Genomic DNA, 14,562 nt, shown 5'->3' with positions numbered 1-14,562 from the left:
TAAACCAAAAGCCTCTCTTTATTTCTTCCTTAAATTTAGAAATAATAGAGAGACTTGGACATAAAAATTAACTCTTATTTCTTATTGTACGTATTCTAATTCAGCTTTTTCTACCCATTCATCCAAATGCTTTCCAACAGCTTCCCAGTCAATATTTTGTGGTTTCACTTGATCAACAAATTTTTTCGTATCTTCAGGTAACTCTGTTAGGGCATCTTTATTTGCAGGAATAGATCCAAAGTTCTTACTATATTCTACTTGAATTTCTGATTGACCAAACCAATCAATAAATTCTTTAGCTAACGCTTGTTTTTTACTAGTGCTTAAAACCATAGTTTGTTCAGTTACAAATGGTACACCAATCTCAGGAGTCATAACTTTGAAAACAACATTTTGTTCTTTTTGTCCAACTAATGCACCAGAACCCCACATCATTCCATATTGTATTGGATCTTCTTTGTCTAACATCTTAACAATTGAACTTTCTCCCTTTTGAAGAGTGTATGCATTTTTCAAATATTCTTTTGCTGCTTCCCAACCTTTTTCGGAAACACCTAATTCACCTTTATCATCAAGGTATCGAACTAAGATACTTGCTAGAATTGCCCGTCCTGTACCACCTTGAAGACCAGAAATTGAATATTTACCTTTATACTTACTACCTAATTCAGTCCAATCTTTAGGCATTTCTTTTACATCAGGCGCCCCAATTAAAACTAATGGTTGAACAATCACAGGATTATAATAATTATCTTTATCTGATAAAGATTGATCAATTTTATCTAACCATTTAGGCTTGTACTGGACTAGTAATTTTTGATCTCTAATTTTATTTGAATCAACAGCACCAATTCCAAATACCATATCTGCAACTGCATTATTCTTCTCGGCAATAACACGGTCTGCTAATTGAGCGCCAGGAATATCAACCATTTTTATATTAAAACCAGCTTCTTTTGCTTTAGCAGTTAACCAATCACCACGACCATTTGAAACTGAGTTCGAATAGATTACTAATTCTTGACTTTTATCAGCTTTTTCTTCAGATGAAGAAGCAGTCGTAGAATTTGAACCTCCAGAGCAAGCAGCAAGTGTAGTAAGAGCAACTCCCGTTGCAAGTACAGTAGACCAAACTTTCATTTTTTTCATGATAAGTTCTCCTTTTTTATTATTTTATTTAAATTTTTCGTGATATGGAACAAATTGTCTCATATCTTCAAATACAGTATAGTCAATACGGTTTACAGTAATAGTTGGAATCTTCTCTAATAAAATTTCAGTTAATTCTGCTCTGACTTTAGTAAACTCTTCTTCCTCCTCTTCGGTTAGAGGAATCCGAAGATATCCAATTGAAATATGGAATTGATATCTATCATGATTAGGGAAACGAACACCTGCTTTTTCTGAAACATAAGTACGAATTTCTTCTAATCTCTTTGCAGAAGCTTCATCTGCAGGTTCAACTAGTATGTTTTGTTTTCCCATTTCAGTCACACGCATATGAATTTCTTCATCCAACAATGGAAAAATTTCAAGTTGTTTAGCAAAGTAATCATGTATTTCCTGTAAAGGTGTATCAAGAGGAAGATTACTGCTCCAAAACTCCGTTTCACGATTTTCATGGCACAACAATTCAATTACAGTCATGTGAATAGAATTCCTTGGAGTTAAAGTAAACTTATCGATAAATGGTAATTCTCTATAACGTGATTGAATAATATCAACAACTTCCATCAAATCTTGTTTAGTATAAAGATTTGCTACAACAGTATTTCCTGGAAAATGATTAAATTCTCCATTTTCTTTGAACTTAATTTTTGTTAGGTTTTTCATATAAAGACCCTCTTTTTTATATTTGACACCGGTGTCATCTATGCTTATATTATATAACGAAACCGTTTACTTTGTCAAGCGCTTTCAAACATTTTTTAAAAAAATTTATCTTTCATTAAATATGCATTTCATTAAAAGTTTAAGTAATTTTTCCAAAATACAGCACTCATATAGACAGTATCATCAATTATAGCCATTGGGATTTTTTGATTGCCAATTCCATGTATCTCTACACATGTCTTCAATCGATTTTGTTGTCCTCCAATTTAATTCCTTATATGCTTTGTCTGCATTTGCATAACAAGTTGCAACGTCTCCTGAACGTCTTGGAACTATTTTATAAGGAATAGGGATCTTATTAACACTTTCAAATGTATTTACAAGTTGTAATACACTAGTGCCTTCTCCCGAGCCTAGGTTATAGATATAAACATCTGTTTTTTCAGATACTTTTTCTAAAGCTTTTATATGTCCTATTGCTAAATCTACTACATGGATATAATCACGCACACCAGTACCATCAAGCGTATCATAATCATTTCCGAACACACTTAGCTCTGACAGCTTACCTACCGCTACTTGTGCAATATAAGGCATCAAGTTGTTAGGAATTCCTGAGGGATCTTCCCCAATCAAACCAGACTCATGAGCACCAATTGGATTGAAATAACGAAGCAACGCAATACTCCATTCTGAGTCTGCCACATGAACATCTTTTAAAATTTGCTCAAGCATCACTTTCGTATACCCATAAGGATTTGTAGCACTTGTTTGCATCGTCTCAATTAGAGGTGACTGATTGTTAATTCCATATACAGTCGCACTTGAAGAAAAGACAATCTTTTTAACATTAAATTCTGACATCACTTCAACAAGTGCCAATGTACTCATAATATTATTTTTGTAGTACATCACAGGCTTTTGCACGGATTCTCCGACAGCTTTATAACCTGCAAAATGAATTGCAGCATCAATCGATTCTTGTTCAAATACCTTTCTCAATGCTTGTTTATCACAAACATCTAATTCGTAAAACACGGGACGTATTCCTGTAATTGCTTCAATACGGTCTAGCACCAAGATGCTAGAGTTCGAAAGGTTGTCGACAATGATAACTTCCTTTCCTAAATTTAGTAATTCTACTACGGTATGGCTACCAATATAACCAGCTCCGCCTGTTACCAATATTGCCATTTGGGTTTCCTCCTAATTAATTCCAACCGACTTAACAAATCTCATAAACGCTTCATGCCCAGACGGTGTATTCTTATAAACTCCTGCATCTTCCAGAACTCTCGCAAACACTTGTCCTACTTCGTGTTGAACTACGCTATTAACCTCTTCTTTATTAATGCGAGGATATTTTTCTTTCAATTGGTCGGCCCATTCTAAATGATAATCAGCAATTGCGTTATCTTTTCCTAAAAGATATTTCTCAACTTCTTCTAACTCTGGTTTCAAACGAGGTGGTAAAATCGCAAGTCCCATCACTTCGATTAATCCAATATTTTCCTTTTTAATATGTTGTACATCTTGATGAGGATGGAAAACACCATCTGGGTATTGTTCAGTAGTATGATTATCTCTTAGAACAATATCTAATTCATATCTCCCGTCCACTTTACGAGCAATAGGAGTCACCGTATGGTGTGGGACATCTGCAGTCATTGCAATGATGTCTACTTCTAAATCTGAATATTCTCTCCACTTGTTTAGAATTTTAGTAGCTAAATCTAACAAGCGATTTTTATTTTCACTTTGTAACCTAATTACTGACATTGGCCATTTTACAATACCAGCATTAACATCCTCAAAGTCTTTAAAACGAAATTCACTCTCAAATTTTGCTTTTTCCATTGGGAAAATATATTTCCCTCCCTGGTAGTGGTTATGACTAAGAATGGAGCCTCCTGAGATAGGAAGATCAGAATTTGAACCAGCAAAATATCCTGGCAAAATATCAACAATCTCCAATAATTGTTCAAATGTTTTAGAGGTAATAGCCATTGGTACATGTTGACTATTCAAAAATATCGCATGCTCATTAAAATATGAGTAGGGAGAATACTGGAATCCCCATACTTCGTCACCAAGTTTCAACCGAATAATTCTATGATTCGAACGTGCTGGATAATTTATTCGACCTTGATATCCTTCATTTTCCATACATAGTAAACATATAGGATAATTAGTTGCTTTTACTAATTTTTCAGCAGCAATTGTTTTTGGATCTTTTTCGGGTTTTGACAAATTTATCGTAATCTCTAGCTCTCCGTATTTAGTTGATGCTCTAAACTCAATATTCTTAGCAATAGCAGAAGTTTTAATATAATCACTATCTTTACTTAACTTATAAAACTCTTCAACTGCTTCTTGAGGTGATATATCATATGAACTCCAAAAAATATCATTTAATCGACTAGGTAAAGGAACTATGAAATTCATTAACTCTGCTCCTAAACATTCCTTTTCCTCGATTAAATCTTTAATTTTACCGTTTTTTAAGGCGATTTCCACTAAGTAATCTTTTATTTGTTTCAGGTCATTTTCATCGGAAATGCGATCAGTTCCCTCCTCACCTATTAACGCTAGTACTCTATTTTTCACATATATTTTGTCAATTTCATTATACATTCCGTATTCAATTACTCTATCAACAAAATTATCAATAATTGTTTTCATATATTTTTCTTTCTAATTTATGTTCCCATATTTTCTATACATTATCCATTTATAAATTGATTGCGTAGTATGAGCAATTTTATCAAGGTGATGAATAATATCTAAAGCACCAATTACTTCAGAAACATTCCCATCATCTTCAAATATGTAATTCATGATTTTCTTTTCAATATTTATACTAAGCTCTTCTATCTCATTCTGTTTTTGTATAACAACCATATCTAAACATCCAGATTGTTCCTCTCTATAACAAGATATAGCCCTATTCATATGCAGTCCGATAACTTCATGAAGTATTTTTATTTCTGAAATAATTTTCTTCAAAATTTCATTGTTTTGAATAATCTGTAGATTTTTTAAAATTTCAACAATTCTATCCCCAATACGTTCAATGTCAGTTGATATTTTTATTACACTAATAATTCTTCTTAAGTCATATGAAACGGGATGTTGTAAACAAATTAACTCATATCCTTTTTTATCAACATTTAGAACTGACTCATTTATGATTAAATCTTCTTTAATCAATTCTATTCGTTCTTCATTTGATAAATATTCAAATAACTTCTCATATTTATCAAGCACAGATACCCAAATGGTTTCTAAATTATTTGATAATTCTATAATTTCATTTTCTAAATATAACCTTAACATTTAGGTACCTCTTCTTAACAAAGTTCAATAGTAACAATTAATATTTTAAACAATATATCAAACATCAATAACTAGAATACTTGCATCATCCTTCTTTCCATAGATTGGATCAATAGCAGAAGAATTAAATCTCATCTTAATTAACTCTTCAAAAGTTTTATTTTGATTATTTTGATAGAATTCATAAAAGCCATCGCTCATTAAAACAATTTGTTCACTAGTAACATCTATTTGATTAATAATAGCATAGTCTAAAAATCTCTCATCCAACGAACCTATCCAGTACCCATTCGGTTGATTAGATAATTTTCTGATTTTTTGTAAAATAATTTTTTTATTTAAAACACTATTTGTACCAATTGAATCTTTTATCTCATTTTTCCCTTTTTCAAATAAGTTATCTACTCTATGATCAGTTATTTCCATTTCGTTTACTAACATGACGCAGTCACCTAGCATCATATACTCCAACTTTTTTTCTGAAAGTTTAGCAAATATAAAAGCAAATGTTGGTAAGCGATAATACTCTGTTAATTCATATGAGTTTAAACCGATTTCATCTTTAACCTCGAGTAAAGCAGTTTCAAATATTTGTTTAAGAGTTTTTGATTCTTTACAATTAACCGACAAACTTTCTGATAAAATATGTACAACTTCTGAGACTGAATAACCTATCTCCTCTTTAGAATTATATAAATCTGTAGCTCCATCGATAATCCAAAAATACTGATTTTGTGAACCTACAGTATCCTCATTTTCTACAGAACTTCCTTGTATCGAACAAATTTTATTTATCTTTACCATAATACTTCAACCCTTTTAGTGTCAAAAGTAAACCAATTCCTGTCACTGTTAAGAATAGTTCCATAATCTTGTTCGAACCAGTCTTTGGTAATTTTTGTTTTACATCTACTATTTCTTTAGATTTATTAATATGATTTTCAGTTTCTCTGCCATCTCCAACTATTTTATAGTTTACTTCTTCTGTCTTATTATCTTGTTTATTGTCGATCTTGTCATTCATTTGTCTATTATCTTTACTTGAGTTAAACTCTCCGTTCTTCTGGTTACTATCAATTACATTATTTGAATTAGATTGTTTTTCCTCTTTGTTTTTTTCTTTTTCGTTTTTATCACTTAAATTATTTGTTACAATTTTGTAAAGCCCATTCTCCGTTACAATATTGAAATTACCATCGCTATCACGTATAACAGTTTCTTTCCCATTTCCATTAGATTTGATGAATGATATATACTTACCGGATAAATTATAAAATTGGTTATTTAAAACGGTTATTTTACCCTTTGAATCCTCAATAACAATTCCTTCTTTACCACCGAATATACTATTCTCTGAGACTACTAAATTATCACTAACTCGTAATAATTCAATATTTGGTTGTTCTGTTTCCTTAGAATTATTATTAATTACATTTTTTGTTACAGTAATATCTGATACTTTTCCTAAATATTCTGCACTATCTTTTGCAACTCGTATCGCTTTTGTTTTAGGATCGGCAATATTAAATATATTTTCGGCGATAACCACCTGTTTATTTAAATCTAATAGGTCTTTAGTGTTTTTATAGCTATAAGCATTTACTAAAGCTGCTCCGTTTTCTCGATAATGTACACTCTCTCCTTTAACTTTCTTATCAAAGCGATTTCCTTTGATTAATACATCAGTGAATCCTGTAAAACGTACACCTGCATACATCATGTTATCAAAATGATTATTTAAAATTTTAATATTAGATGGATTTTGAGTTGCCAGTGTTTGATAGTGTGTGCCAATTGCTGTTACTAATTCCCCAGATTTATCACTTTTGCCAAAATAGGAATTTTGAATAGTCACATTTTCAGATTTTTTCCCACCATCATTCAAGGCATAAGGAAAACCTTTTCTGGTTAATGGTTCAATCTGAATGCTCTCCTTGCTTATCATTTGCCCATCCTTCATCGTTTTGGGTAAGGCTTGCCCAAGAAAACGAGAATTATCGACCAATACATTTTTCGAACCTGCAATTTGAATAGCATGCCCTTGATAACTATCCTTAAATGTTACATTTTTTATAGTTACATTAGTTGAATTTCCAATAGCAAAGGCACCTGAAGAATTGATTAGTGGAAGATTTTTTGCTTTAGTTCCCTCTTCATTCAAAGCACCGTTCATATCAATCGTACCACCAGAATAACTGATATCTTCTGTTGGAGCCCATTCTACCTGCGCACCATCATCTGTAAATAAGCCAGTCATAAAAACAATAGAAGGATGATTCTTAATATTTATACCATTTAGAATGGTAGCTTTCTCATTCAATTCTAAGTGTGTATGACTTTTTAAAAAAACAATTTCTTTAACTAAATAAGTTCCTTCAGGAAAATATACATTTCCTCCACCTAGTCCTTTAGCTGCAGCATCTATTGCATCTTGAATTGCTTGTCGATCATCATTAACTCCGTCACCTATTGCTCCATAATCTTTAACATTCAAAGCTACGTCTTCGTTCAGATTAGTACTTAAAATAGTATTCACTTCCATCCCAGAGATGTTACCCATCATAGTATCATTTGTTATATCAGGTTTATTTTGATTAATACTCACTCCTCCATTATTATCAGTACTTAAACTTGAATTGTTATCAAGACTGAGAGTATCAGAATGGGGTTCCGCAGATAATGATGTAGATGTGCTACTCAACAAAGAGTTCATTTGCATATTATCTTTAGACGAAGAAGTTTCACCAACTACTTCATTAGCTAAAACACTTTGTGTTCCAATAAATAAAACCGCTAAGAGAACTGAGCAAACTCCCACCTTAGACTTACGAATAGAGAAAACCTCATTTTGTTGAAAAGATTTCATATTAGCCTCCAATTAAAAACATTATGTCCTAATTTAATATTCATATAAATTCCATGCCAGAAAATGACACCGCTGTCATTTTCTTTATAATATATTTTTAAATCAAAATTGTCAAGGAATAACACAATAAAATATCAAAATTGTGAAAGCGTGACCATTTATATATCTAACCATACTTCTAATAATTCTTTAACCTTCCATTCAAAAGTGATTACTATCTTTCTTAGCTTGAACATAAAAATATCCTATTCACTGTATTTAAAGCATGTTGACATCTCGTAAAATACTAATTTATAAATACAAGAACAAATATCTTGTCATGCAAGCATTCGCCAGGTATATTTACATGAATATCGTTCATATAGCGGATTGAAATCAAAACAATACAATATATTTCTTAAATAGATTTTCTATAAAAGCTAGATTCAAGCTCTATAAAAATAAACGCAGTTCTTCTAAAATACTGGAATAGGACATATAAATCATTGCAGACACGTGTTTTATAGATTATTTCAAAAGAATGACTAGAACATGAAAAATAGTCTCAAAACTTTGAACAATATTCTGAAAACAAAAAAGAAAGACGCGAGTTTCCACAACCTCATTCGTGGAAACTCGCGTCTTTCAAAAATAGGGTGAATTGAAAACTAGAACAAGACACTACATTTTCTAAATGATGCCTAATAAAAATTCTAAATGCTACACCAAATTGCTCACATCTCATTTCAAACCATACAGTATATTGAAACTATAAGAGTACACCTTTGCTTCTAAAATATTGCTAGAAATTAATTTGACTATCCTGATTGATTTGTCCTGTTTTTATTTCATTTTACTATAGGACTTTCAATTGAAAACAACAGTTTTACACTCAATTAGACTTTTTAGAAACAGAATCACTATTACTTGACTGTAGTTTGTCATTTTTTTGATGAAGCTAGTACTTTTTCAGAAACTGTTTTGAAAGTCTCAATGATATAGTCCACTTCTTCATCGCTTAATTTAGTGTGAAGCGGAAGCGTAATTTCATTTTCAAAGAAGGCATAGGCCTTAGGATAATTCGCCATATCAAAGCCAAGATTCTTATAGGCTGTCAAGAGCGGAAGCGGTTTGTAGTGTACATTACTTGCAATTCCTGCTTTGGCCAATTCTTGGATGATGAGGTTGCGTTCTTCTAAGCTCGCTCCTTCTACATGGGTGATGTAGAGGTGGCGTGAAGATTCGACAGTATCAGTCTTATGTGCCAATGGATGGATACGAGAACCTGAAAAACCACGATCATAGCGGTCCACTATCTCCTTACGACGTTCTAGTAAACCAGGGTAACGATCCAATTGTACCAAACCAAGTGACGCCATGATATCAGTCATATTGCACTTGTAGGCTGGTGTGACGATATCATATTCCCATGAGCCCAGTTGCATCTTGGCAAGAGCATCCTTAGTTTGCCCGTGAAGGGAAAGAATTTGGAATTCCTTGTACATCTCTTCGTCGTCAATCGCTGGATTGGCCTTCCAAGTCGCACTTCCTCCCTCAGCAGTTGTAAAATTCTTAACGGCATGGAATGAGAAGGATGTAAAGTCAGCGATAGAACCAGCTGGTTGTCCTTTATAAGTTGATCCCAAAGCATGGGCACTATCTGAGACAATTACGATACGGTTAAAGGCTTTTTGCCACTTGCTTGACGCAGTAAAGAGGTCACGTTTCTTCTCCACTACTTGGAACAAACGGTCGTAGTCGCAAACAATCCCTGCAAGTTCTACTGGAATAATCACTTTAGTTTTTTCAGTGATAGCTTGCTCCAGCAGGTCATAGTCCATCTCAAACGTATCTGCTTGGATATCTACCATGACAGGTGTTGCTCCTACGTGCGTGATGACACTACATGAAGCTGTATAGGTCATGGCTGGAACGATGACTTCATCACCAGGCCCCACTTCCAAAACACGCAAAATCAACTCCAGAGCGGCAGTCGCAGAGTTGAGGCAGACGGTCTTGGGCGTCTGTGTATATTGAGACAAGCGACGCTCTAGTTCTTTTGTCTTAGGACCTGTTGTGATCCAACCAGAACGCAGGGTGTCTGCTACTTCAGCAATTTCTGCTTCCGTAATATCGGGTGGTGAAAATGGAATATTGTAATTTGGCATTGATTTGCTCCTTTTATCTGTACTCATTTTCTAATGACTACTTTATTTTAGCACTTCAAACACGGTTTGAAACATGATTTTGACGTCTCCAAGGAAACTAAATTCTCGGAGATAGGCGAGGTTATAGCGCATCTTTTCAGGGAGGACATGTTCAACATAGGCTTGGTCAACTGACAGACCTTTCTCCGTCATTTGACTGATGATAGCATCCTCATCCTTGTAGTTGATGCTGGCTGGAGAGGTGATTCCTGCTGGCAAAAGCAAGGTCGCCATCATTTCAGGGCTATACTGCTCCGTGTAGCGTGGTACTTCAGGACGCGTCCCTACAAAGGACATCTCACCTTTAAGGACATTGACCAGCTGAGGCAGTTCGTCCAAACGCACACGGCGGATGAAATTGCCAACCTTGGTAATGCGACTATCGTTAGCAGAAGTCACCAAACTTCCTTTTTTGTCTGCATCCGTCACCATGGTACGGAACTTCCAAATCTTGAAAGGTCGATTGTACTGGGTCACGCGCTCTTGCTTGTAAATCACTGGCCCCTTGCTATCCAACTTGATCCAAATGCTCAAAATGAGAAAGATGGGAGAGGTCAGAACCAGTACAACCAAGGCCAAAACCCAGTCCAAACAACGCTTGAAAATCAGCGAACCCTTCCTTTTAGAGACAAGCTGGTAGTAAGACTCAACCTCGCTTGATTTCATTTCCACGGGCAAGTCTTCCCATTTCAGCATGCTGTTTCTCCTTTGTTTTTATTATACTATTTGTCAACATTTTTCATTATACCACAAAATGGAAAAGGCGGTGAAAGAAATCTGTAATTTGAAGGATTTCCTTCTTATGCTCAATGAAAATCAAAGAGTATTAGGACATGACCCCAGCCTGCAAGCTATACATCTTGTGATAGGTTCCTCCCAAGGCCAAGAGTTCCTCATGGGTTCCACTCTCGATAATGCGCCCCTTATCCAAAACATAAATACAGTTAGCATCTTGGATAGTAGAAAGACGGTGAGCAATGGCAATGGTTGTTCGCCCCTGTCTCATCTTAGCCAGAGAAGCTTGAACCAGACTTTCTGTTTCAGAGTCAATATTGGCTGTCGCTTCATCCAAAATCAGGATTTTAGGCTGACTGGCGACTGTTCTAGCAAAGGCAAGAAGCTGACGCTGACCAGTAGAGAAGCTCGAACCACGCTCGGAAACAGGGGAATCATAACCCTGAGGAAGTTCTTGAATAAAGGAATCTGCATCTACGAAGGCAGCTGCAGCCTGGACCTGCTCATCACTGATTTCTTGGTACATGGCGATATTGGACTTAATGGTTCCATGATAGAGGAAGGGCTCCTGCAAGACTAGACCGATATTTTTTCTCAGTTCTTCCTGACTGTAGTCCCTGATATCCACATCATCCAAGAGAACTCGCCCTGACTGGAATTCATAAAAGCGCATGAGGACATTGATAATAGAAGATTTTCCTGAACCTGTATGCCCCACAAAAGCAATGGTTTCACCCTTGTTAACAGAGAAAGAAATGTCATCCAGAATCGGATGTTTGCCATCATATGAGAAACACACATGTTCAAAACGGATATTGCCTTCTTTGATCACGGCCTGTCCATTTTCTTGAAGAGGCTCATAGGTTCTCTCGTCAATCAAGGCAAATACACGACCTGCAGACACCATGGAAGTTTGAAGGGTCGAAAAATTTTGCGTCACTTCAATCAGGGGATCAAAGAGACGATTGATATACTGGATAAAGGCATACATAGTTCCTGCCGTTATTCCCAGATAAAGTCCACGATAGCCAAAGTAGGCCATCAAGACAGCATAGCCTAGAAGTTTCAGTAAACTCATGGCAGGTCTCAAAAAGAGGGCATCCAAGGCTACAGAACGGTTGGCATAGACCAAGTGTTCTCGGTTGATCTCATCAAATTCCGCCTGCAGGCGCTTCTCTTGATTAAAGGCCTGGATAATCCTGATTCCCTCGATGTTTTCTGCCAGCTTGCTATTGATGTCTGACAAGAGATTTCTGGTTTTCTCAATGATTTTCACTGATTTTTTCCGATAAAGATTGACCAAAAGGAAAATCAAGGGGAGAAAGAGCAATACTAGTGCTGTCAAACGAAAATCCAACACCAACATGGTATAAAGAGTTGTCAGAAAGATGAAAACTGCTGAGATAAAGCTAGATAAAACCCCTGAAAACATATCGCTGATGGTCTCAGTATCATTGGTCAAACGAGAGACGATGGAGCCTGCTGGCGTCTTGTCAAAATAAGACATGCCCAGCTTCTCCATATTGGCAAAGGCATCGCGACGAATATCCCTAACAATACTGTAGGAGACCCGTGCAAAGAGGAGATTACCGACATACTGTACCAGAGTTTGTAGGATATAAAGGCCATAGTAGGCCAGCAAAACGGTCACAGCAATTTGGTTGAGATTACTCAGATACTGGTCGATAAAGTGGGAAGCCACAAGGGGAATGACACTTTTAATGACCGTCGTCGCTAGGAGAAAACTGAGTGCCAAAAAGGTCAGGAGGCCGTAAGGCTTGAGATAGGACATCAAGCGCTTCAATACAGCCCATTGTTCTTTCTTATTCTGCATCTTCTTCTCCTTTCATTTCCAGCTGCTGAGACTGGTAGGTTTGGGCATACCAGCCATCCAAAGCTAGCAAGTCTTCGTGCCTGCCTCGTTCGATGATTTGACCATTTTGCAGGACTAAAATCAAATCTGCATGGACAACCGCACTCAGGCGATGAGCCGTGATAATGGTTGTCTTTTCCTTACGTGTTTCCTTAAGATTGTCAATAATAGCATACTCTGTCTTGGCATCCACCGCTGACAAGGAATCATCCAAAATCAAGATATCAGGGTCTAAAATCATAGCCCGACTCATGGCCAGACGCTGCTTTTGACCACCAGAAAGACTGACTCCCTTTTCACCAATCAACGTATCAAATCCCTGAGGCATGGCTACAATGTCTTGGTAAACTTGGGCTAGCTTAGTCGCTTCCTCGACCGCTGAAAGGGGCAAGTTAGGATTCCCAAAGCGGATATTATTTAAAATCGAAGTCGCAAATAGAAATTGGTCCTGAGGGACATAGCCCATGAGACTGCGAAGGTCTGTCAGACGATAGTCACGAATGTCGTGACCGTTTAGATAAATGGCTCCCTTATCAACATCGTATTCACGCAAGAGGAGTTTAATCAAGGACGTTTTCCCAGAGCCTGTCTGACCAACTAATCCCAATGTTTGACCTTTTTCCAAACTAAAGTGAACATTTGTCAGTGTTTCCTCATTTTCAAAGGCAAAGCTGTCAATATCATACTTCAAGCATCCATTTTCAATACCATTTAAAGGAAACTCAGGGTCTTGTACAGGTGATTTCTGAGACAAAAGTTCCTCAATCCGCTGATAGGAAACCTTCCCCCTCTGAGTAATATTAAAGAGGAAGCCGATGGCCATAAGAGGCCAAACTAGCATATCCAAGTAGCTGATAAAGGTAACTAGATTCCCAACCGTGATTTGCCCTTTCTGAACCATCAAGGAGCCGACCAAGAGCGTTAAAACATAGGATGAACCAACAAATAAGAGAACCATAGGGTCAAAGAGACTATCGTATTTCATGGTTTGGAGGTTCTTTTGGAAGGTCAATTCATTTACTTCCTGAAAAGAGGCCAATTCATTAGACTGATAACCGAAAGACTTGGTTACTTTGATTCCTGATACAGACTCCTGCACCTTGTTATTGAGTTCAGAAAAGGCAGCCTGTGACTCGCCAAAGGCCTTGTGGGTCTTTCTTCCTAGACGGCTAGTCGCATAAGCCATGAAAGGCAGGGGTAGAATAGCAACCAAGGTCATCTGCCATGAGATGCTAAAGAGCATGGTCAGCAAGGTTACCAGCGCCGTGATAGAGGCATCCACGGCAGACATAACACCGCCCCCTGCCAGACGCGTTAGGGCATTGATATCATTGGTTGCGTGTGCCATCAGGTCCCCCGTCCGATAGGTTTGATAAAAGGCTGGAGACATTTTTGTGAAATGCTCAAACAAGCGAGACCGCATAATCTGTCCCAGACGGTAGGAAGTCCCAAGAATATACATACGCCAAACATAGCGCAGATAGTACATCCCAAAGGCTGCAAGAAGCAAATAAAATAGGTCAAGAAGAAGGGCCTGCTGGCTTAATTGCCCCGATGTGATGGCATCAATGACCCGCCCCATAACCATAGGGGGAATGAGATTGAGGACGGAAACCAAGACCAGGGCCACAATTCCGACTAGATAACGGCGTTTTTCTAACTTGAAAAACCACCAAAGCTTTTGAATAATGGACATAAAATCCCTTTCTGATTTCAAATGGAAACCTGAGGCA

General features: G+C 36.5%; 11 protein-coding genes. All 11 read right to left on the bottom strand.

Annotated elements, in window-relative coordinates; translation table 11 throughout:
- Window positions 1–81 precede the first annotated feature (81 nt).
- Complete coding sequence (locus ACLV7Q_RS02175) at window positions 82–1,149, bottom strand: extracellular solute-binding protein (RefSeq protein ID WP_000738376.1); 1,068 nt, start codon at window positions 1,147–1,149, stop codon at window positions 82–84.
- A 24-nt stretch (window positions 1,150–1,173) separates the two neighbouring features.
- Window positions 1,174–1,833 (bottom strand): DUF1868 domain-containing protein, encoded by a 660-nt coding sequence (locus ACLV7Q_RS02170; protein ID WP_000793811.1) that lies wholly within the window; start codon window positions 1,831–1,833, stop codon window positions 1,174–1,176.
- A gap of 183 nt (window positions 1,834–2,016) precedes the next feature.
- A complete protein-coding gene (gene galE / locus ACLV7Q_RS02165; RefSeq protein WP_000996560.1) occupies window positions 2,017–3,027 on the bottom strand; it encodes a UDP-glucose 4-epimerase GalE in 1,011 nt (336 codons plus the stop codon).
- 12 nt (window positions 3,028–3,039) lie between these two features.
- A complete protein-coding gene (galT, locus tag ACLV7Q_RS02160; RefSeq protein ID WP_218757378.1) occupies window positions 3,040–4,515 on the bottom strand; it encodes a UDP-glucose--hexose-1-phosphate uridylyltransferase in 1,476 nt (491 codons plus the stop codon).
- 12 nt (window positions 4,516–4,527) lie between these two features.
- Entirely contained in the window at window positions 4,528–5,169 is a 642-nt protein-coding gene (locus tag ACLV7Q_RS02155; RefSeq protein WP_000945324.1) for a phosphate signaling complex PhoU family protein, read from the bottom strand.
- A 57-nt stretch (window positions 5,170–5,226) separates the two neighbouring features.
- Window positions 5,227–5,973 carry a protein phosphatase 2C domain-containing protein gene (locus ACLV7Q_RS02150; RefSeq protein WP_078817913.1) on the bottom strand — a complete coding sequence of 249 codons (747 nt, stop codon included), beginning with the start codon at window positions 5,971–5,973 and terminating at the stop codon, window positions 5,227–5,229.
- Complete coding sequence (locus ACLV7Q_RS02145; RefSeq protein ID WP_218757377.1) at window positions 5,957–8,035, bottom strand: glycosyl hydrolase family 28-related protein; 2,079 nt, start codon at window positions 8,033–8,035, stop codon at window positions 5,957–5,959. The genes ACLV7Q_RS02150 and ACLV7Q_RS02145 overlap by 17 nt, the downstream gene beginning before the upstream one ends.
- A 920-nt stretch (window positions 8,036–8,955) precedes the next feature.
- The gene (locus ACLV7Q_RS02140) at window positions 8,956–10,182 is read right to left on the bottom strand and encodes a DegT/DnrJ/EryC1/StrS family aminotransferase (protein WP_173233235.1); all 1,227 of its coding nucleotides are present in this window, start codon (window positions 10,180–10,182) and stop codon (window positions 8,956–8,958) included.
- Window positions 10,183–10,224: 42 nt separating this feature from the next.
- Window positions 10,225–10,917 carry a sugar transferase gene (locus ACLV7Q_RS02135; RefSeq protein WP_218757376.1) on the bottom strand — a complete coding sequence of 231 codons (693 nt, stop codon included), beginning with the start codon at window positions 10,915–10,917 and terminating at the stop codon, window positions 10,225–10,227.
- Window positions 10,918–11,047: 130 nt separating this feature from the next.
- On the bottom strand, window positions 11,048–12,790 hold the full coding sequence (locus ACLV7Q_RS02130; RefSeq protein ID WP_218757375.1) for an ABC transporter ATP-binding protein: 1,743 nt from the start codon (window positions 12,788–12,790) through the stop codon (window positions 11,048–11,050).
- On the bottom strand, window positions 12,780–14,525 hold the full coding sequence (locus ACLV7Q_RS02125) for an ABC transporter ATP-binding protein (RefSeq protein ID WP_218757374.1): 1,746 nt from the start codon (window positions 14,523–14,525) through the stop codon (window positions 12,780–12,782). The genes ACLV7Q_RS02130 and ACLV7Q_RS02125 overlap by 11 nt, the downstream gene beginning before the upstream one ends.
- Window positions 14,526–14,562: the final 37 nt, after the last annotated feature.

Source organism: Streptococcus mitis, from assembly GCF_965111725.1.
GTDB lineage: Bacteria > Bacillota > Bacilli > Lactobacillales > Streptococcaceae > Streptococcus > Streptococcus mitis_DV.
This window is presented reverse-complemented; position numbering and strand designations above follow the sequence as displayed.

Bases quoted from the DNA above. Each gene is read 5' to 3' on its own strand.
- ACLV7Q_RS02170 (WP_000793811.1), bottom strand. From the start codon at position 1,833: ATGAAAAACCTAACAAAAATTAAGTTCAAAGAAAATGGAGAATTTAAT.
- ACLV7Q_RS02125 (WP_218757374.1), bottom strand. From the start codon at position 14,525: ATGTCCATTATTCAAAAGCTTTGGTGGTTTTTCAAGTTAGAAAAACGC.
- ACLV7Q_RS02150 (WP_078817913.1), bottom strand. From the start codon at position 5,973: ATGGTAAAGATAAATAAAATTTGTTCGATACAAGGAAGTTCTGTAGAA.
- ACLV7Q_RS02130 (WP_218757375.1), bottom strand. From the start codon at position 12,790: ATGCAGAATAAGAAAGAACAATGGGCTGTATTGAAGCGCTTGATGTCC.
- ACLV7Q_RS02135 (WP_218757376.1), bottom strand. From the start codon at position 10,917: ATGCTGAAATGGGAAGACTTGCCCGTGGAAATGAAATCAAGCGAGGTT.
- ACLV7Q_RS02145 (WP_218757377.1), bottom strand. From the start codon at position 8,035: ATGAAATCTTTTCAACAAAATGAGGTTTTCTCTATTCGTAAGTCTAAG.
- galT (WP_218757378.1), bottom strand. From the start codon at position 4,515: ATGAAAACAATTATTGATAATTTTGTTGATAGAGTAATTGAATACGGA.
- galE (WP_000996560.1), bottom strand. From the start codon at position 3,027: ATGGCAATATTGGTAACAGGCGGAGCTGGTTATATTGGTAGCCATACC.
- ACLV7Q_RS02175 (WP_000738376.1), bottom strand. From the start codon at position 1,149: ATGAAAAAAATGAAAGTTTGGTCTACTGTACTTGCAACGGGAGTTGCT.
- ACLV7Q_RS02155 (WP_000945324.1), bottom strand. From the start codon at position 5,169: ATGTTAAGGTTATATTTAGAAAATGAAATTATAGAATTATCAAATAAT.
- ACLV7Q_RS02140 (WP_173233235.1), bottom strand. From the start codon at position 10,182: ATGCCAAATTACAATATTCCATTTTCACCACCCGATATTACGGAAGCA.